This is a genomic window from Paenibacillus sp. NPDC056933, from assembly GCF_042674385.1.
Taxonomy (GTDB): Bacteria; Bacillota; Bacilli; order Paenibacillales; family Paenibacillaceae; genus Paenibacillus.
Window position 1 is genome coordinate 3,094,403 of sequence record NZ_JBHUQN010000001.1, and the last position, 17,952, is coordinate 3,112,354.

Annotated in this window: 18 protein-coding genes; 16 read left to right on the forward strand and 2 right to left on the reverse strand. The window is 45.4% G+C overall.

Going from position 1 to position 17,952, the window contains the following annotated elements:
- Positions 1 to 15: 15 nt before the first annotated feature.
- The 4 genes from ACFTRD_RS13705 (at position 16) to mmsB (ending at position 5,403) form a co-directional block, all read left to right on the forward strand.
- A complete protein-coding gene (locus ACFTRD_RS13705; RefSeq protein WP_379381356.1) occupies positions 16 to 1,281 on the forward strand; it encodes a response regulator in 1,266 nt (421 codons plus the stop codon).
- A 317-nt stretch (positions 1,282 to 1,598) separates the two neighbouring features.
- On the forward strand, positions 1,599 to 2,684 hold the full coding sequence (gene chvE / locus ACFTRD_RS13710) for a multiple monosaccharide ABC transporter substrate-binding protein (RefSeq protein ID WP_379380613.1): 1,086 nt from the start codon (positions 1,599 to 1,601) through the stop codon (positions 2,682 to 2,684).
- A gap of 21 nt (positions 2,685 to 2,705) precedes the next feature.
- The gene (mmsA, locus tag ACFTRD_RS13715) at positions 2,706 to 4,256 is read left to right on the forward strand and encodes a multiple monosaccharide ABC transporter ATP-binding protein (protein ID WP_192270001.1); all 1,551 of its coding nucleotides are present in this window, start codon (positions 2,706 to 2,708) and stop codon (positions 4,254 to 4,256) included.
- Positions 4,240 to 5,403, forward strand: coding sequence for a multiple monosaccharide ABC transporter permease (gene mmsB, locus ACFTRD_RS13720; protein WP_379380615.1), 1,164 nt, complete (start codon positions 4,240 to 4,242; stop codon positions 5,401 to 5,403). The genes mmsA and mmsB overlap by 17 nt, the downstream gene beginning before the upstream one ends.
- A 133-nt stretch (positions 5,404 to 5,536) precedes the next feature.
- On the opposite strand, the gene mgtE is transcribed toward mmsB, so the two are convergent.
- The gene (gene mgtE / locus ACFTRD_RS13725) at positions 5,537 to 6,907 is read right to left on the reverse strand and encodes a magnesium transporter (protein WP_379380617.1); all 1,371 of its coding nucleotides are present in this window, start codon (positions 6,905 to 6,907) and stop codon (positions 5,537 to 5,539) included.
- Between the two features lie 177 nt (positions 6,908 to 7,084).
- Between mgtE and ACFTRD_RS13730 the strand changes: the two genes are divergently transcribed.
- From ACFTRD_RS13730 to ACFTRD_RS13775, 10 genes are all read left to right on the forward strand, one after another.
- Positions 7,085 to 7,792, forward strand: a complete 708-nt coding sequence (locus ACFTRD_RS13730; protein ID WP_379380619.1) for a DNA alkylation repair protein — start codon at positions 7,085 to 7,087, stop codon at positions 7,790 to 7,792.
- A gap of 64 nt (positions 7,793 to 7,856) precedes the next feature.
- Positions 7,857 to 8,411: a methylated-DNA--[protein]-cysteine S-methyltransferase gene (locus ACFTRD_RS13735; RefSeq protein WP_379380621.1), complete on the forward strand. Its 555-nt coding sequence runs from the start codon at positions 7,857 to 7,859 to the stop codon at positions 8,409 to 8,411.
- Between the two features lie 572 nt (positions 8,412 to 8,983).
- A complete protein-coding gene (locus ACFTRD_RS13740) occupies positions 8,984 to 9,793 on the forward strand; it encodes a DUF1361 domain-containing protein (protein WP_379380623.1) in 810 nt (269 codons plus the stop codon).
- Between the two features lie 123 nt (positions 9,794 to 9,916).
- Positions 9,917 to 11,140 carry an amidohydrolase gene (locus ACFTRD_RS13745; RefSeq protein ID WP_379380625.1) on the forward strand — a complete coding sequence of 408 codons (1,224 nt, stop codon included), beginning with the start codon at positions 9,917 to 9,919 and terminating at the stop codon, positions 11,138 to 11,140.
- Between the two features lie 16 nt (positions 11,141 to 11,156).
- Complete coding sequence (locus ACFTRD_RS13750; protein WP_379380627.1) at positions 11,157 to 11,780, forward strand: GNAT family N-acetyltransferase; 624 nt, start codon at positions 11,157 to 11,159, stop codon at positions 11,778 to 11,780.
- Between the two features lie 13 nt (positions 11,781 to 11,793).
- The gene (locus ACFTRD_RS13755) at positions 11,794 to 12,222 is read left to right on the forward strand and encodes a GNAT family N-acetyltransferase (protein ID WP_379380630.1); all 429 of its coding nucleotides are present in this window, start codon (positions 11,794 to 11,796) and stop codon (positions 12,220 to 12,222) included.
- Between the two features lie 65 nt (positions 12,223 to 12,287).
- Positions 12,288 to 12,698, forward strand: a complete 411-nt coding sequence (locus ACFTRD_RS13760; RefSeq protein ID WP_379380632.1) for a DUF6157 family protein — start codon at positions 12,288 to 12,290, stop codon at positions 12,696 to 12,698.
- Positions 12,699 to 12,750: 52 nt separating this feature from the next.
- Positions 12,751 to 13,200 carry a GNAT family N-acetyltransferase gene (locus ACFTRD_RS13765; RefSeq protein WP_379380634.1) on the forward strand — a complete coding sequence of 150 codons (450 nt, stop codon included), beginning with the start codon at positions 12,751 to 12,753 and terminating at the stop codon, positions 13,198 to 13,200.
- Positions 13,201 to 13,227: 27 nt separating this feature from the next.
- Complete coding sequence (locus ACFTRD_RS13770; protein WP_379380636.1) at positions 13,228 to 13,701, forward strand: NUDIX hydrolase; 474 nt, start codon at positions 13,228 to 13,230, stop codon at positions 13,699 to 13,701.
- Positions 13,702 to 14,190, forward strand: coding sequence for a DUF6896 domain-containing protein (locus ACFTRD_RS13775; protein WP_379380638.1), 489 nt, complete (start codon positions 13,702 to 13,704; stop codon positions 14,188 to 14,190).
- An 85-nt stretch (positions 14,191 to 14,275) separates the two neighbouring features.
- On the opposite strand, the gene ACFTRD_RS13780 is transcribed toward ACFTRD_RS13775, so the two are convergent.
- Complete coding sequence (locus ACFTRD_RS13780) at positions 14,276 to 15,178, reverse strand: ArsR/SmtB family transcription factor (RefSeq protein WP_379380640.1); 903 nt, start codon at positions 15,176 to 15,178, stop codon at positions 14,276 to 14,278.
- 177 nt (positions 15,179 to 15,355) lie between these two features.
- Between ACFTRD_RS13780 and ACFTRD_RS13785 the strand changes: the two genes are divergently transcribed.
- Both ACFTRD_RS13785 and ACFTRD_RS13790 read left to right on the forward strand, forming a co-directional pair.
- Entirely contained in the window at positions 15,356 to 16,846 is a 1,491-nt protein-coding gene (locus tag ACFTRD_RS13785) for a glycoside hydrolase family 43 protein (RefSeq protein WP_379380642.1), read from the forward strand.
- Between the two features lie 202 nt (positions 16,847 to 17,048).
- On the forward strand, positions 17,049 to 17,921 hold the full coding sequence (locus ACFTRD_RS13790) for a GNAT family N-acetyltransferase (protein WP_379380644.1): 873 nt from the start codon (positions 17,049 to 17,051) through the stop codon (positions 17,919 to 17,921).
- Positions 17,922 to 17,952 lie beyond the last annotated feature (31 nt).

The window sequence follows — 17,952 nt, forward strand, 5'->3', positions numbered from 1 at the left end:
ACTTCTGCGGAAGGGATGACAGCATCGGCTGCAACAGAAACAGAGCCTTTGGGGAGATATTACCGGGTTCTGATTGCTGATGATGAGCCCATTATTCGGGAAGGCATCCGGGATTCGATCAACTGGACTGCACTGGGCATGGAGGTTGCCGGAGAAGCCGAGGACGGGGAGGAAGCGCTGGAACTGGCTGTAGATCTGTGCGTGGATATCGTATTGGTCGATATGAACATGCCCTTTCTGAACGGGATTGACTTGATACGCGGCCTTCAGGATCATTGTCCCAATTGCCGCTGTCTGATCGTGTCTGGACATGATGAATTTGCTTATGCACAGGAGGCTGTTCGGCTAGGGGTAGAGGATTACATCTTGAAGCCTGTACAATCGGAGCAGCTGTATGCTGCACTTGCACGTCTGCGTCAGCGTATGGATGAAGAGCATAAGCGAACAGCATATGTAAAACAGGCTGCAGATCAGATTGAACGCAATATTCCGCTGCTTCGTCAACGTTTTTGCCTGGATTGGCTGGAGGGCCAAATCGAGGGAAAAGGGCTGATCGAGCAGCTCACCTTTTTGCGTCTGCCATCGGAACCGCCTGTGCAGATTGGAATCGTACGCTGGCCCGCGGCAGAAGCACGCCAGACCCTTATGCGGGAGAATGATCGTCAATTATTCCTTTTTGCCACGGAAAATATCGTTGCCGAATTACTGGGGGACCTGCCGTATGTGCTGTTCCGGGACCCGAATGGACTGATTGGCATCTGTTTATGGCAGGCGGCATCGGAAGATCTGGAGTCTTCCATTGAGCAGACCGTCATTTCATGCCTGAACATCGCTGTCCACGCCCATATGGAGATGCATACCGGTACCGTGGAGGAAGCGCCGAATACGTATCGCGAGTGTCGTGAATTGGTATATGGCGAAGTTCGGCTGTCACCGCTGGTGCGCCGGGCAAGACAGCTTATTCAAGCGGAATATGCGAATCGGAATCTGACACTGGACACGCTTGCTTCCCGTCTGCAAGTGTCTCCGGTATATTTGAGTCGGGTGCTCAAAAAAGAGTTGGATGATTCCTTCGTGACCCTTGTTACGCATGCTCGCATCCGGAAGGCAGTACAGCTGCTGGATTCTACGGTACTGCCTGTGCACCAAATTGCTGAGCATGTGGGTTACGATACACAGCATTATTTCAGTACCGCATTCAAAAAAACGATGGGCATTTCACCTGCACAGTACCGCAAAAGTGGAGGTACGAGGATTGTGACGTCATCCAAGAGAGGATAGGCTGGTTGAACAAGGGATATTCATCAAGGGATTTGTTCTGCTTGTATCAAGCGGAGCAGCTCCCTTTTTTTGTTGTTAGCTGCTGTCCGCATTATTTCTTCTGCACGGCAAGTCTGCTCATCCGTAGTTCCATATTCCGCTCTTTACAAAAGTTGAAATTTTATAAAAAAGGTTCAAATGCAGCAAAGACCTCTCTTGTTTCGGCATGCTACGATGGATTCAGAAAGAAATAACCGCTTACATAAATGCGATACATTGTAAGCGTTATCCTAATGAGTCGTTGAAGTTCACATGATTTGAGGAAAGGGGAAGTTCTTATGAAAAAAGGAGCACTGCTCATCTGGCTTCTGGTGATGACCATAGTGCTATCTGCCTGCAATCTGGCCGAGAGTGGAACAGGCAGTAAGGAAAAAGGGTATGTCGGCATTTCGATGCCTACCAAATCCTCCGAACGCTGGGTTGGGGATGGGGAGAACATGGTCCGCCTTTTTCAGGAGCAGGGGTACAAAACGGATCTGCAGTATGCGGAGGACGTGGTGGAGAATCAGATTTCTCAGATTGAGAACATGATCACCAAGGGTGTAGACGTGATGGTGATTGCTTCTGTGGATGGCAATACGCTGACAGATGTAATCAAGAAAGCGCATGACGAGGGCATACAGGTCATTTCATACGATCGGCTTATCCGAAATACGCCGTATTTAACCTATTATGCGACGTTTGATAACTTCAAGGTGGGTGTGCTGCAGGCGTCCTACATCGAGCAAAAGCTCGGGCTTAAGGAAGGGAAAGGACCCTATAACATAGAGTTGTTTGGCGGCTCCCCCGATGACAACAACGCCTATTTCTTCTTTGATGGTGCAATGTCAATCCTCAAGCCATATATCGATTCCGGCAAGCTGGTTGTGCGAAGCAAGCAGACGACGATGGCCCAGATTGCAACGCTGCGCTGGGACGGCGCTCTGGCACAATCGCGTATGGATAATCTGCTCAGTGCCTATTACTCGGGAGACAACCTGGATGCGGTGTTATCCCCTTATGATGGGATCAGTATCGGGATCATTTCATCATTGAAAGGTATCGGTTATGGCACAGCAAACAAGCCGTTGCCAGTGATTACAGGTCAGGATGCCGAACTGGCTTCGATTAAATCCATTGTGGCCGGAGAACAGACGCAGACCGTATTCAAGGATACCCGCAAGCTGGCGGAGAAGACGGTAGAGATGGCCAATAGCATATTACAAGGGAAATCGGCGGAAGTGAACGACGATAAATCTTATAACAACGGAATAAAGATTGTACCGGCCTATTTGCTTGACCCGATTTCCGTGGATCGGACGAACGTAGAGAAGGATATTGTAGGCAGTCAATATTATACCAAGGAAGAAATCGGATTGAACTAGCGATTGAAAGGAGTAGATCTCATGGCCGGAATTATTCTGGAAATGAAGGGCATCACCAAAACCTTTCCCGGCGTAAAAGCGCTGGAAAATGTCAATCTCAAGGTCAGAGAAGGTGAGATTCATGCACTATGCGGTGAGAATGGTGCAGGGAAATCCACGTTGATGAAGGTGCTTAGCGGTGTATATCCACATGGAACATATGAAGGAGAGATTTTATTTCAGGGCAAACCGTGTGAGTTCAAGGATATTAAACAAAGTGAGGATCTGGGTATTGTCATCATCCACCAGGAGCTGGCACTGATTCCCTACCTTTCAATTGCGGAAAATATATATCTGGGTAACGAGCGTGCGAGCAAAGGGATCATCGACTGGAAAGAAACGTTTGTCGGCACACGGGAATTGCTCGCCAAAGTGGGACTGAGCGAAAATCCGAATAGTCTTGTATCCAGCATCGGTGTGGGCAAGCAGCAGCTGGTTGAGATTGCAAAGGCGCTCTCCAAAAAGGTACGACTGCTCATTCTGGATGAGCCCACTGCTGCACTGAATGAGCATGACAGTGAGAATTTGCTTCAGTTGATGCTTGAATTCAAGAAGCAGGGCATCGCCTGTATTCTGATATCCCACAAGTTGAACGAGGTGTCCAAGGTGTCCGATTCGGTAACAATCTTGCGGGATGGCAAGACCATTGAGACGCTGGATATGAAAAAGGATAAGGTGACGGAAGATCGGATTATTAGCGGAATGGTAGGCCGCGATTTGACGAGCCGCTATCCGGAGCGTCATGCGCAAATCGGTGAAGTGATTCTCGAAGTGAAAGACTGGACCGTGTATCACGAGCATCATGCTGAACGGAAGGTGCTGGATCAGGTCAACATGAACATCAGGCGTGGGGAGATTGTGGGCATTGCCGGTCTGATGGGGGCCGGACGTACCGAGCTTGCCATGAGCATATTTGGCAAATCGTATGGACGCGGCATTACGGGCCAACTCATCAAGGATGGCAAACCCATTCAGAACAACAGCGTAACTGAGGCGATTCAGAACGGCTTCGCTTATGTGACAGAGGACCGCAAGGAATACGGTCTGATTCTCATGGACGATATCAAGCGGAACATTTCGCTTACAGGTCTTGGCAAGCTGACCAGAAATGCGGTCGTGAACGAACGAGAGGAAGTGCTGGTAGCCGAGGATATGAAAAAAAGCATGAATATCAAAGCACCGAGCATTTTGCAGAAAACCGGAAATTTGAGCGGCGGGAACCAGCAGAAGGTGGTGCTGAGCAAATGGATTTTTGCCGGTCCGGATATTCTCATTCTGGATGAACCAACACGAGGGATCGATGTCGGGGCCAAATTCGAAATCTATACCATAATCCATCGGCTCGCCGCCGAGGGTAAAGGCGTGCTGGTGATTTCTTCCGAGCTTCCAGAGGTGCTGGGCCTATGTGACCGGATCTACGTGATGAATGCCGGGCGAATTACGGGGCAAGTCAGCCGGGAAGAAGCGTCGCAAGAAACGTTGATGAGATATATGACCAAGTCAGGAGGCGGGAAGCATGGAAATGTTAACTAGACTGTTCAAAAACAATATACGGCAATATGGCATGATTATCGCACTGGTTGTAATTATGCTGTTGTTCGAGGTGCTGACTGGTGGATTGCTGCTCAAGCCGATTAACATAACAAATCTGATCCTGCAAAACAGTTACATTCTGGTGCTGGCGATCGGAATGGTGCTGGTCATTATTACCGGACATATCGATTTGTCGGTAGGTTCGATCGCTGCTTTTGTAGGCGCGGTTGCAGCGATTATGATGGTTGATTGGCAGCTTCCGGCCTGGCTGGCGGTCATTGCTGCTTTGGTGGTTGGTGCGCTGATTGGGGCGTGGCAGGGCTTTTGGATTGCGTATGTGCGGATTCCGGCATTCATCGTAACCCTGGCAGGCATGCTGCTCTTCCGGGGGTTGACGATGATCGTGCTGGAGGGGCAATCGATTTCTCCTTTTCCAGGCGGGTTCCAGAAAATAAGTTCAGGCTTCCTGCCTGATATTCAGTTATCAGGTCTGGGTCTGGTGTCCATCATCGTTGGTGTTGTTCTCACGGTCTGGTATATCGTAAACGAACTGCGGGAGCGCCGTTCCCAGCGTAAATACGGATTCGAGGTTGTGTCTCAGGGGCTCTTCCTGCTCAAGCTGCTGGTCGTGGCTGCAGTAACGAATCTGTTCACCTTTATGCTTGCGAGCTATGCAGGCATTCCGAATATTCTGATTCTGCTGTTTGTATTGATTATCGTCTATTCCTTCATCATGAACCGCACCGTAATGGGGCGCCATGTATATGCACTTGGAGGCAATGAGAAGGCTGCCGGTCTGTCCGGTGTGAAAACGAAAAAAGTGACATTCTGGGTATTTGTAAATATGGGCGTGATGGCGGCCATTTCCGGCCTGATCTTCGCAGCACGACTGAATGCGGCTACCCCCAGAGCCGGTACCAACTTTGAGCTGGATGCCATTGCAGCCTGCTTTATCGGCGGAGCTTCCGCTTCCGGAGGAATCGGGACTGTATTTGGAGCGATCATCGGTGGTTTGGTTATGGGGGTTCTGAACAACGGCATGTCCCTGATTGGTTTGGGGATAGACTGGCAGCAGGGCATTAAGGGTCTGGTACTGTTGCTGGCAGTAGCTTTCGATATCTATAATAAAAACAAAAGAATGACATAGGTGTTTGGCAAAAAGATTTCTGCTGCAAGCAAACGTCTTGTATAAACCATAAAACAAACAGACCGATCCGGTGGATCTGGTCTGTTTGTTTTATGGTATTTTTATGGTTTTCCCGGTAGAGAAAAGCAGTTATTTACATCAATGCTCCCAGGAAACGGGTTGCGATGCCAAAATAGATAAACAGCGACAGAATATCATTGAGCGTTGTAATTAATGGACCGGAGGCGACAGCCGGATCGACGTTGAAGCGGCTTAACAAGAGCGGAATACAGGTACCTGTAAGTGTGCCGATGACGAGGGTGAAGAACAGGGATACACCAATAATGGCGCCGAGCAGCCAGTCACCTTGCCAAAAATAGGCGATAACTGTAATGAGCACGCCGCATACGAATCCAATCATCGTACCTACCTTCATCTCACGTCCAATTAACGCGAGCACTGTAGCTTTGTCAAGCTTGCGTCCAATCAGTCCGCGCACAACGACAGCAAGGGATTGTGTACCCGTATTCCCGGTCATACCGGCGATCATGGGCATGAAGAACGCCAGTGCCACAACCTGATTCAGCGTGTCCTCGAAAAAATCCACGATGCTGCCCGAGATCAGTCCGATAAATAACAATAAAATCAGCCAAGGAAGGCGACGTCTGACGGCAACCAGTGGTTTGGTATCAAAATCGATGTCTTTACTGCCGCCACCCATCTTGGCAAGGTCTTCACTGGCTTCATCCATAATAATATCAATGACATCATCCATTTGGATAACACCGCATAATCTCCGGTTCTCATCCACGACAGGCAACGCCATAAACTCATAACGCTGCAACAGCTGTGCAGCTTCTTCCTGGTCCATATCGACAGTTGCATGGATGACACGCCGGGTCATCAGCTCTTCCACTTTGGTCTTGTCATCTGCCTGAGCGAGGGACTGATAGCTCACGACACCAACCAACTTGCCTTCATCATCAGTGACATACAGGTAACTGGCCGCAGGGATGTGCAGCGTAGTCTGTGATTCTCTCAACGCCTCCTTTGCGGTTTCATGCGATAACAGGGTACGGTATCGATCGGTCATGATTCGTCCCGCCGTCTCCGGTGGATAGTTCAGCACGGAGCGGATGATCGAAGAGTGATCCAGGTTCATTGTAGATAGCAGTTCTTCCCTTCGTTTGAGAGGCAGATCATGCATGAAGCGAATCAGATCACTTTTGTCCATTTGCTGCATGACTTCAAGAGTGCGCTCCGGGCCTAACTGTTCGAATAGATGCACCTGTTCGTGAAGCGTGAGCGCTTCTGCCATATCGGCGAGAACGTTTGGTTTGAATAAGAGCAAGAAGCGTTTCGTCTCTTCTTCAGGGAATTTTTTATATACGAGTGAAAGATCGTACGGATGTAGCTCCTTGGCCCATTTGTAAAATTCGGGCAGGTTCTGGGTTTGCACAGATTGAACAAGGAGTTCCGTGATCTCTTCAACCGAAAAATCTTTTATGGAAGGGGATCGGTTCATATGCAGTCTCCTTTCTGAATGGAATTCAACTCCGTATTCTTAAACGAAATGGGACGGAAATTAAACAGCAACCACTGGAAATGGATATTGTAATCTTGCTAAAACATTCGATATGGGCTTACAAATGAATGCTGTCGGGATATACTTGATGTAGAAACCCCGATGAGGAGGAGTCATGTGGAATCGGTTGTAAGAACACAATTGTTATCTCTGGTCGAACCGGAATATCAGAAATTCGCGGCTGCGCTCATTCCGAATATCACGAATCTGCTAGGTGTGAGACTGCCTGAAATACGCAAGATGGCGAAACTAATCGTCAAAGAGGACTGGCGTGCCTATCTGAAAACCGCTGACGATGATTATTTTGAAGAAGTGATGCTGCAAGCGATGGTCATCGGTCATGCCCAAGCAGATATTGAGGAACTTCTGCAACATATTGCCTGGTTTGTTCCCAAAATAGATAACTGGTCGGTATGCGACAGCTTCTGCGGCGGCCTGAAATATACAAAGGCACATCTGGATCAGGTGTGGCATTTCTTGCAACCCTATTTGGTATCCAACCAGGAGTATGACATTCGCTTTGGGGTTGTGATGCTGTTGAACTTTTATATGGAAGAAAAATATATTGATGAAGTTCTTTCTTCATTAGATAACATCAGGCACGAGGCGTATTATGTGAAAATGGCTGTGGCCTGGGCGATTTCCATCGCTTATGTGAAGCAGCCAGAAGTCACTATGCGTTATCTGCTGCAGGACAATACATTGGATGACTTTACGTATAATAAGGCTCTTCAGAAAATAACGGAGTCCTATCGTGTTGACCCGGAGACAAAGCAGATTATCCGCAGCATGAAACGAAAATTGAAAAAAACGGTTCGTGTGTAGTATGTGTGAATAACGAGAAAAGAAACCAGATATAGAACCTACGAGGGGAAAGGACGATAGACGTATGAGAAAGAGCATCATGTGGACCAAAATGGAACTGGACGGTCGTCCGTGGGTATTGCTTGCCACCGAAAAGGGGTTATGCCGAGTTATTATGCCCAATGAATCGCTGGAAGACTGGAGCAGCTGGATTGGCCGCATTGCGCCTGGAGTGGAGCTTGAAGAGAATGAAGCAGCATTGAAGCAGACGGGCATGATGGATTGGCTGCAATCCTATTTTGCTGGAGAAAAAATAGCCTTTACCAATGAAATCCCGCTTGATCTGATCGGAACCCTGTTCCAACAGCAGGTCTGGACCGAACTGGGGCGTGTTCCATATGGTGAGACAAGAACCTATGGCGACATTGCAGCTGCAGTGGGAAGACCCTCAGCGGTACGGGCTGTTGGGGCCGCCAATGGAGCCAACCCCATTCCGGTACTGCTGCCATGTCACCGCATTATCGGGGCCAACCGCAAGCTGACCGGATTTCGCGGAGGGCTGGAGATGAAGCGCAGACTACTGGATATCGAGCAGATCGAAGGCGTAACCGATGGCGGGCATGCGCGGTTTAATTTCTGATTATAATATGTTCATATAATGCTCATATAAAAAAGAAGCAGCAGGATAATAGCTAAGTGTTCACTTGCTGAGACTTCTGAATACGTACAGACACTGGGTGCTCCCTAGTGCCTGTTTTTGTGTTTTCCGATGTTAGAAGTAGGGAGTAGGGAGTAGGGAAAATGGAGAAGGGCGACGAAAACGAAAATATTTGCGGAAGTTTCTTTTCCTTCTGGGCCACGACACTAATGAATCTACTACACCTTATTGTGAGGAATAGCGTGAAATGCAAAAGCTAACGAATCTCAGTCGTCTTATTCCAGTAAAAACCTGCAGATTGATGCGTAAAGACCCGCAAAGCAAGGGAATAAGGTGTCTACGATTCGTAACGATGCCTGATCCGTGGAATTAGGCCAAATAGAGTGTGTATGATTCATTAAATATAATAACGATTGGCAGAGAACAGCCCAGCCACTGGCGCTCGCGCTGGCTCTGATAATTATAAGTTGTTCGCATATTCCACATTTTGGGTTATGATGGAAGTTGCTTCTACAAACTGGAATACGAAGGAACTGGCGAAGCGGATTGAAGAAGTGAAACCATTTGGCGTAGTTGAGCGGTTAAATCGGAGCGTGTGCAAAGCAACAACAATGAAGAGGGATCTGAACACAGGGATCATCCAGAATAGAGGAAAAGAAATGAACCATAACAGAACATCAGTTACATATTTCAAAATAAGCATTGTATTAATCGTTGCTACTATAGGTTGTCTATTTGTTGCTGTATACTTGCGTTCCAAAACAAACACGAATATGTATCAATTTTTAACGTGGGACATTTTCTTGGCATGGCTACCATTCATCGTTTCTTCAACCATTAGTTATGTCAGCAATAAGAAACTTACAAAAACGAGCATCGCACTGGTCGGGGTGATGTGTGCATGCTGGCTGTTTTTTCTGCCGAATTCAGCATATCTTTTCACAGAAATTCTGCATGCATTTAGATACTTTGATCCTCAAGGGGAAACTAAATTCTGGGTTCATATTGATTTTTGGTATAGCCTCACCCTAACGTTTGTCGTAGCCATACTGGGTTTACTTCTGTCCATCTGCTCGATACATCAAATCCACGAATTGTTAAATAAACGACTAAACCAATTTGGCAGCATGGTAGTTGTAGGCGTTATTTTACTCCTGAGCAGCCTAGGGGTATACATTGGGAGATTTAATCGCTGGAATAGTTGGGATGTCCTGAAGCAGCCTGGCCTCATTTTGAAAGATATCATGACTGATTTAAGTGCAGGTAACAGCATTCTGGTTGAATTTGTGGTTATGGTATTTGTGATTCAAATTTTTGGATATATTACACTTCGTATACTAATGGGGAAGTCCAATAATATCTAAACGAAAATCGTATGGAACACCAACATTTTAACTATTTTTGCTGAATGAAATCCTATGGTACCATGGACCACAGATGAATCGGTATTCGATGTAAGATCGACCGAGTGGAAAGAGGGAATGACCATGTTGAAACAGGAATATTGGTTAACCAACGTATCATTGGAGCAAAGTTATATAATGGAAGACGGGCAGGTAACTGGCACCCGGACAAGCCTTGGTCATCTGCGGATTGAAAATGGAGTCATTGCAGCCATTGTGGATGGGGATGCGGAATTAACAAGCGAGTTGCCAAAGGTTGATGGTAAAGGATTGCTGCTGTTGCCTTCGTTCGAGGAAGCGCATATTCATTTGGATAAAACGTATTACGACGGACCATGGAAAGCGGTGCGACGCATCTCCAGCATTTTCGAACGTATCGAAGAAGAGAAGGTGTTGCTGCCCAAGCTATTACCCGATGCGAAGCGTCAGGCGGAGAGCATTCTGACCTTGATTCAGGGATATGGTTCCACCCATGTACGCAGTCATTGCAATATTGAACCGGTCAGCGGGTTGAAGCGACTGGAAGCAACACGGCAGGTATTGGGGACATTTTCGGGCAAAATCTCCTCTGAAATCGTGGCTTTCCCGCAGCATGGGCTGCTCCGCTCAAATTCAGTAGAGCTGATGCGTCGAGCTATGTCTGAAGGGGCTACTCATGTAGGCGGACTTGACCCTAGCACCGTAGACGGGAATATGGAAAAGTCCCTAGACGCGATGGTTGAACTGGCTATTCAGCACCAGGCAGGCATTGATATTCATCTGCATGAAGCTGGAGAATCAGGTAAACAAACGTTGCTGCAATTGGCTGCTCTGACCGAAGAAGCGGGGCTTCAGGGCAAAGTTACCGTGAGTCATGCATTCTGGTTCGCCCTAGCAGAGCAGCAGGAAGCGGAAGATATGGCCAAGCGAATGGCTTCCCTTGGTATGAGCGTGGCTTCGACCGTGCCTATCGGCAAAATGATGATGCCACTCCCGATGCTGCATAAACATGGGGTGAAGGTGAAGCTGGCGACGGACAGTTTGACGGATCATTGGTCTCCTTTTGGTAATGGAGATCAACTGGAGAAAGCGGGCCGTTTCGCCGAACTGTACGGATATAGCGATGAACGGTCCTTGTCTCAATCGCTTGCATTTGTAACAAATGGCATCACTCCGCTGGATTCGGAGGGGCAACAGGTATGGCCAAAGGTAGGGGACACAGCTAGTTTTGTACTGGTAGAAGCCAGCTGCTCGGCAGAAGCGGTTGCCAGAAGGTCTGCGCGTCAAACGGTATGGTTTGAAGGAAGACTGGTAAGTGGGTCGGTGTAGGATAAAACATACTGGAATGGATGGACCACGGGAAACCGTGGTTTTTTGTTCTGAATCTATAAGGAAAAGAAGTACAAATCAGCAGGTGAGAAAAGAGGAAAGAACTGTTCGCATATACCACTTTTTGGGTTATGATGGACGTAACGTAGTCATCATTTTAGCGCAAGGAGAGATCGATGTGCGAGCAGCAGCACAGCAAGTGAATCTACAACGTATAACCCCAGAGAACGAATTAGCGTGCATTCAGCTTAAACCGCGTGAAGACCAACTGAATTTGGTCGCAAGCAATGCAGATTCCTTAATTCATGCGACAAAGGAGATCACCTCGAAGCCATTCGGGATTTTTGCAGAGGACCGCATGGTAGGTTTTATTTTATTTGATAATGAGATATATAATGATGGGTATTATTGGATACTTCGATTCATGATTGATGAGAAATATCAGGGGAAAGGATATGCCAAACTGGCAATCAAAGAAGTAATAAGTAAGTTAAAAGAGAGAACCGATTGCAAACAAATCAGGGTATCTCATGTACCGCACAACAGGGTGGCAAACGCTTTGTATAAGAAATCCGGATTTCAGGAGACGGGTGAATTCGAGGACAATGGTGACATCATATTAAGTTACTATTTAAAATGAGGAGTGGAATCTGATGATCAGAGAGGCCGAAGCAAGGGATGTCGAGGTTATTGAAAGGTTGTACAACGAATTATTACCAAACAACCTGAATACGAAGGTACTGGCGGAGCGGATTGAAGAAGTAAGGAATAATCCCAACAGTTTCTTATTTGTTTACGAAGTCGGTGATCAGGTTATTGGGACAGCGCATTTACATATTTGTCTGGACGCTTTGGTGGAAAATAGACCGTTTGGCGTGGTTGAGCGGGTTATCATTACGGAGCATGTGCAGAGCAAGGGATATGGTTCTGAACTTATGAAGTATATAGAGGATGTATGCATACAGAAAAATTGTGTAAAGGTGTTTCTCACCAGCGGTTCATCCAGATACGAGGCACATGGCTTTTATACGAAGTTAGGGTACGATGGGGAATCCAGCAAGGCTTTTAAGAAATATGTATAAAACAGCTCAAGCTGGATTGTATATTCGTATCCTTTAATTTTCTGAAATGATGGGAGGATATATAGATGAAAGACATGAACTATTATGAAACTTTTATTGCAGTAGCAGAAGATTGTCCTGTTAAAGTGGCAGAGATCCCCAAAGCCAAAAACGGCGGCAAAACCGTTCCAGTTCTACAGTATGAAATGATAACAAACCACCCTTATCAATATACCCAAGAGGATGTCATGTTTGAAGTGTTCGCGCAGCGCAATGATATTCCCGACGAACAAAGATCCATAGAGAGAACCAAGTTTTTCTCCAAAGGACAACCCTGTCTTCGTACTTCTTCCTTGGGTAAACGTTACGGTTGGGGCATTCATCATAATTCACAAGGGAAAGTGGCGATCTATGCTGTTGAATCCGAAGAATATACAAACTTTATAAACGATAGCAGTTTAAAACATGTAAAGGCGATGCGTTCGAGCCGTCAATAGAGGAGGTATTATAATAGTAGACCTTATTCCGGTAACGTTGGCAGAGAAAAATATGTTATTGAATCTGTATCAACTCTACCATTATGATTTCAGCGAATTTACAAACGAGGATATCAATCAAGAAGGCAAATACGATGTAAATATTGAATACATTTGGGAAGGTGATAACAGGTGGAGGCCATATTTCATTATGATTTCTGGCACCATAGCAGGCTTTGTTACTGTACTTCTTGAAAATGTAGATACCGATCCAGATCCTACACATGTAATCTATGATTTTATGATCCTGAAGAAGTTTAGAAGAAGTGGAGTTGGATATGCTGCTGCGATGCAGACATTTGAGTTATACAAAGCAGATTGGGCACTTGCTCAGATGGAGAGTAACACTCCTGCAATAGCGTTCTGGCGAAAGGTGTTAAAAGATTTTACAAACGATCATTATACGGAAACATTCAGAGACGATGCCAGAAAGTACATTCAAACATTTAGTACAAAGGAATAGAAACAAACATAGGTTAAGGAGAAAAAAATGAAAATTCGTTCTGTCTCACTAGCTATTTTGAGGAAAGAAGATCGCATTTTGGTTCAGGAAATTAACTTCCCGGATATTTCAACTACTTTCTACAGACCTATTGGTGGAACGATAGAGTTCGGTGAGAACAGTAAGAAAACTCTGATCAGGGAGCTCAAAGAAGAGTTGGATCAAGAGATCGAAGAGCCCCGATTAATTTCCGTTATTGAAAATATTTTTGGAATAGAAGATGAATTAGGTCATGAAATTGACTTTATCTATGAAGCGTCATTTATAGATAAATCTCAATACAATCAGGAAGAATTTGTTGGATTAGAAGGTTCTATCCGCTATAAGGCATGTTGGAAACCAATCACTTATTTTTCAACAACATTGGATGATGTAAAGCTAGTTCCTGATGGATTGCTGGATTTGTTATTGGAACAAGAACTGGAAAATGGGTCTATGGTAAGGCATATAAGAACTAAGTAAATGGTGAAAAGAGGCTGGGGGAAAGAGATGCACGCTTTAACCAAAGAAACAACAGATGAATTATTGGAAGCGATGGACACGTACAAAAGAATTGCACAAGAACTGATCGACAAATTAATCTTGGAAACCAGCCAGGCTGAAAAGGAAGAGATCATCGATGGAGCATACTACTTGCTTTCCAATGAAGAAGTATTAAATGGTGAAGAATATTTAAGTGGAAAATGGCATTTCGATGTTCACGGAGAGCATTGTTTGTTCGAGAATGCAGAAACAGGCCAAACGTTGGAAGTTTCTCTCGGCAGTAAAGATGATGTGGGTAACATGGACCCCTATTTTTTCTATAACTTTTTAAAATCCACTGCAAATTATGAACACCTGATCGCCTATTTTGAGAATCCCTTTGGGGACATGTTGGATTTTTTCGAAAGGTTGGCAGCCCAGAACGTACTTATTCATGTTCATGGAGTTGAATATAGAAAACTTCTTTAACGGCGTAAAGCAGTATCCCGTTCTTTCAAATAAGGGATGCGTTTGAAGAGAAGAACGGGATTATTCGTTACTACATAAAGAAAGATTAACGATGTACGCGTATGACAATATCCTGGTCATGGTTGCCGAACCCTGAACCATAGAGTGTTAATCCTCCGACGTTAGCCCCCTCCTCGTCAACCGTGAATCGAAGTGTCCAGAATGGTTCCTCCAGTTGGATATCCTCGATCGTCACGTCTGACATCCACTCTCCATCCATATACGTACCCGAGTCATCAACACGAATCGTCTTTAATAATCCATATTGATTCACATTGCGATGCCACCATGCTGGTGTATATTTGCCCCGAGCAGCTCTTCCGAAATCAGCAGGGCTTGTCCAGGTACCAAGTGAAATACCGTTAAACGTAAAACGGATATCTGATGGCCAATGATCTCGTAAACCCGGGGCCTCAGAAGCCATTTCCACTGAAATTTCAATGCTTCTGGCAGTCTGATCAGGAAGCATATAGTTAGGTGTTTTGTATTCGACATACCCTCTTCCAAACCAGAGGATGGCAGCGTGAACCCGCTCAGGATCGAGAAAGTATCGTGGGTCGTCCCAAACACCGATTTCTTTCTCATGCGTCCCAAGACCGCAAGTAGGATGGACTTCAAATGCAGTATAGTGACCCACTGAAATGGTCTGCTCTCTGACTCTTGCTGTCCGGCTGGCGGATGGTAGTTCGATCTCAATGTTATTTGGTTTGAGGAAACATAATTTATGCGTGCCTCCATTCAGGCGTATCCTGCGGCTATCTATCAGTCCGGCTTGCTCAAGCTTTCGGATGTGCATCGTGACGATGGAAGGGCTGAGTTCTAACGCAGCCGCAATATCCTTCACATTCATTCCGCGATCTGCAATCAAATCCATAATTCTCCATCGAACCTCGCTTGCCAGTGCCTCGTATAACGGTATGAATCTTGCTTCTCCGTTCGCTTTAATCATTTTTAATAATCTCCTAACCAGATCTATTGAAATCACATATATATTCATTTAATGAAATTAACTTCACCCTTCAACTCTAACGCATTGAAAGTATGATTGCGATAGTGTTTAATTTTTTTATCTGCGTATGAAGTTGGATTCTCAAATATGCGAATTATAGAAAAAGAGGTGGATCAAATGAAATTCAATAATCCGGTCATTAAAGGGTTCTATCCAGATCCAAGCATTTGCAAGGTGGAGGACACTTATTATCTGGTGTGCAGTTCATTTCAGTATTTTCCGGGTGTCCCGCTTTTTGAAAGCAAAGATTTATTGAATTGGACCCAAATCGGTCATTGTTTAACCCGAAAAAGCCAGATTCAACTGGAGACGGTGAGCAGCTCAGGTGGCGTCTTTGCCCCTACGATACGATACAATAACGGGCGATTCTATATGACCACGACGAACGACACCACGCGTCAGAATTTTTACATTTGGACAGATGATATATACGGAGAGTGGTCAGAACCCATTATTGTGCATCAAGGAGGAATCGACCCGGATTTGTATTTTGAGGACGGTAAGGCCTTCTTTATGAGCAATGGGACCGACGATGAAGGCATTGGCGGAATCATTCAGTGTGAGATTGACATTGAAGCAGGTGACAAAAAGACCCCGAGCCGTTCAATATGGCAAGGTTCAGGCGGCCGTTATCTGGAAAGCCCGCATTTGTATAAAATGAATGGATACTATTACCTCATGGCATCGGAAGGCGGAACCGAATACGGTCATATGGTCACGTATGCCCGGGGAGATTCACCTTCAGGTCCTTTCGAACCCTATGCCAAGAATCCTGTTCTGACCAATCGTAACTTGGGCGGTTATGAACTGCAGGGGGTTGGTCATGGCGACCTGGTTCAGGACCAGGAAGGGAATTGGTGGATTTTCCATTTGGGATTCCGTCAGATAGGCCAATGGCTTACCTATCATCATCTTGGCCGAGAAGTATTCCTTACGCCGGTTACCTTCGATGAGGAAGGCTGGTTTACGGCAGGGCATAAAGGTACCGCGCTTATGAGCTTTGAAACCGATCGTATTCCCGACACAGTTATTCAACAAGAGAAAAAAAGCTATACGTTTGAGAACACGGATTGGAATCTGGACTGGTGTTATCTTCGTCATCCCAATACAGAAAATTACTTGTTAGAGCAAGGCAAAATAAAGTTAAAAGGAACCGAAGTAACACTGGATGTTCCGGTATCCCCGACATTCATTGGCCTACGTCAAAAAGACTTTGACGCGACCATCTCTGTTGATGTAAGTCTTACGAATGGCGAGGCAGGCATCACCATCTACATGGATGAACAGCATCATTATGACCTGGCCATTCGGAAAGAGCAGAGCGGGTATGAGGTGATTGAGCGTCTGAATATTGGGGATATAAAATCCGTCGAAAATGAAGTGGAACGGGGAAAAGAGCATCATGCCACTTTGGTTATACGGTCAAGTCATGAGCGCTATAGCTTCTTCATTCAGGCAGATGGCAAGGAAATCCTTTTAGGCACGGCACAGACGAGATACCTTTCCTCGGAAGTTGCCGGAGGATTTACAGGGGTACTCATTGGTTTATATGCTAGTGGTGAAGGTTCGGAAGCTGAGTTTTCAAAATTTAAGTGTGATTACAATTAAAGTGAAGGGAAGGGAAGGGACGTTGGTTCCTTCTCTTTTTTGCCAATTCTCGTAATTTATCAAACAAAAGTTTAGTAGCACGTGTTTATATATTATATGCCGCAACCAAATAATGAGTTGTGTGCTGAGAGAGTAGAATACATAGTACACCATATTGGGATTACCACCGAGAAATAAGTTGTAGTAGAGAAGGGAAAAGGCGATGAATGAAAATACTCCATATTCGCTAGTCGCAGCGAATCAAACCAGTTATGCCAAGTACTTTGCGACATATAGAAAGAATATTTGGTTTAGACCCAGTTGGGGATCTCTTCAAGAAATGATGCTAAGCGCAAGTGATTGTTATTGGATCTATCAAGACACTCAACGAGTGGGCGGGATTTCTTTAACAAGCAGCGAACTCGGATCGTTTTTCATGATTCCTCCGTCTATGTTAACTGTAGATCTGGTTCATTTCTTAAAGAATTATGCCATTCAAAATTCAAGGGAACAGTCGAAGGTAGATGCTTACAATGTTCTTGCTGAACATATTGATGTGTTGAAGTCAGCTGGTTTTGAAGTGTTAAACACAAGAAAATGTATGATTAGACCTACAGAGAAGATTGAAAATGATCTCGGTACTGATTTTATTACTATTAAACCCCAATTGGAGCATTTGCCAAGCATTGTTCAAGTCATGAACGAATCATATCGTGGAGGAATGGATGAAGGAAATCTGGATACATATCAAAATGACGTGAGTTATTATTTTGAACATAACCGTCAGGATGAGCTGTTAAATGCATCATCGGTTTTAGTAGATAAGAAGACGAACGAGGTTGTTGGGTTTTGTTTGATATCGATGTGGGAGGATATGCCTCTTGTATATGATATATCGGTTAAGCCGGGCTACAGTAATCAGGGTTTGGGAAGGTATATGTTATACAAGGCGATTTCTCTTCTGGAAGACTTCTCTCCAACCATTCGTTTGTTCGTTACGATAGGAAACAAGGCTGACTATTTATATACCAAATTAGGTTTTCTTTCAGGAGAGGAAGCATCTCACTTGGTTTATAGAGATCGTGCAGAGAATTGAGAATAGAAACTATACTTAATGGAATTGAAGG

Bases quoted from the DNA above. Each gene is read 5' to 3' on its own strand.
- ACFTRD_RS13780 (WP_379380640.1), bottom strand. From the start codon at position 15,178: ATGATTAAAGCGAACGGAGAAGCAAGATTCATACCGTTATACGAGGCA.
- ACFTRD_RS13775 (WP_379380638.1), top strand. From the start codon at position 13,702: ATGGTGAAAAGAGGCTGGGGGAAAGAGATGCACGCTTTAACCAAAGAA.
- ACFTRD_RS13770 (WP_379380636.1), top strand. From the start codon at position 13,228: ATGAAAATTCGTTCTGTCTCACTAGCTATTTTGAGGAAAGAAGATCGC.
- ACFTRD_RS13750 (WP_379380627.1), top strand. From the start codon at position 11,157: ATGGATGGACCACGGGAAACCGTGGTTTTTTGTTCTGAATCTATAAGG.
- ACFTRD_RS13735 (WP_379380621.1), top strand. From the start codon at position 7,857: ATGAGAAAGAGCATCATGTGGACCAAAATGGAACTGGACGGTCGTCCG.
- ACFTRD_RS13760 (WP_379380632.1), top strand. From the start codon at position 12,288: ATGAAAGACATGAACTATTATGAAACTTTTATTGCAGTAGCAGAAGAT.
- mgtE (WP_379380617.1), bottom strand. From the start codon at position 6,907: ATGAACCGATCCCCTTCCATAAAAGATTTTTCGGTTGAAGAGATCACG.
- ACFTRD_RS13790 (WP_379380644.1), top strand. From the start codon at position 17,049: ATGAATGAAAATACTCCATATTCGCTAGTCGCAGCGAATCAAACCAGT.
- mmsA (WP_192270001.1), top strand. From the start codon at position 2,706: ATGGCCGGAATTATTCTGGAAATGAAGGGCATCACCAAAACCTTTCCC.
- mmsB (WP_379380615.1), top strand. From the start codon at position 4,240: ATGGAAATGTTAACTAGACTGTTCAAAAACAATATACGGCAATATGGC.
- ACFTRD_RS13755 (WP_379380630.1), top strand. From the start codon at position 11,794: ATGATCAGAGAGGCCGAAGCAAGGGATGTCGAGGTTATTGAAAGGTTG.
- chvE (WP_379380613.1), top strand. From the start codon at position 1,599: ATGAAAAAAGGAGCACTGCTCATCTGGCTTCTGGTGATGACCATAGTG.
- ACFTRD_RS13705 (WP_379381356.1), top strand. From the start codon at position 16: ATGACAGCATCGGCTGCAACAGAAACAGAGCCTTTGGGGAGATATTAC.
- ACFTRD_RS13785 (WP_379380642.1), top strand. From the start codon at position 15,356: ATGAAATTCAATAATCCGGTCATTAAAGGGTTCTATCCAGATCCAAGC.
- ACFTRD_RS13765 (WP_379380634.1), top strand. From the start codon at position 12,751: ATGTTATTGAATCTGTATCAACTCTACCATTATGATTTCAGCGAATTT.
- ACFTRD_RS13745 (WP_379380625.1), top strand. From the start codon at position 9,917: ATGTTGAAACAGGAATATTGGTTAACCAACGTATCATTGGAGCAAAGT.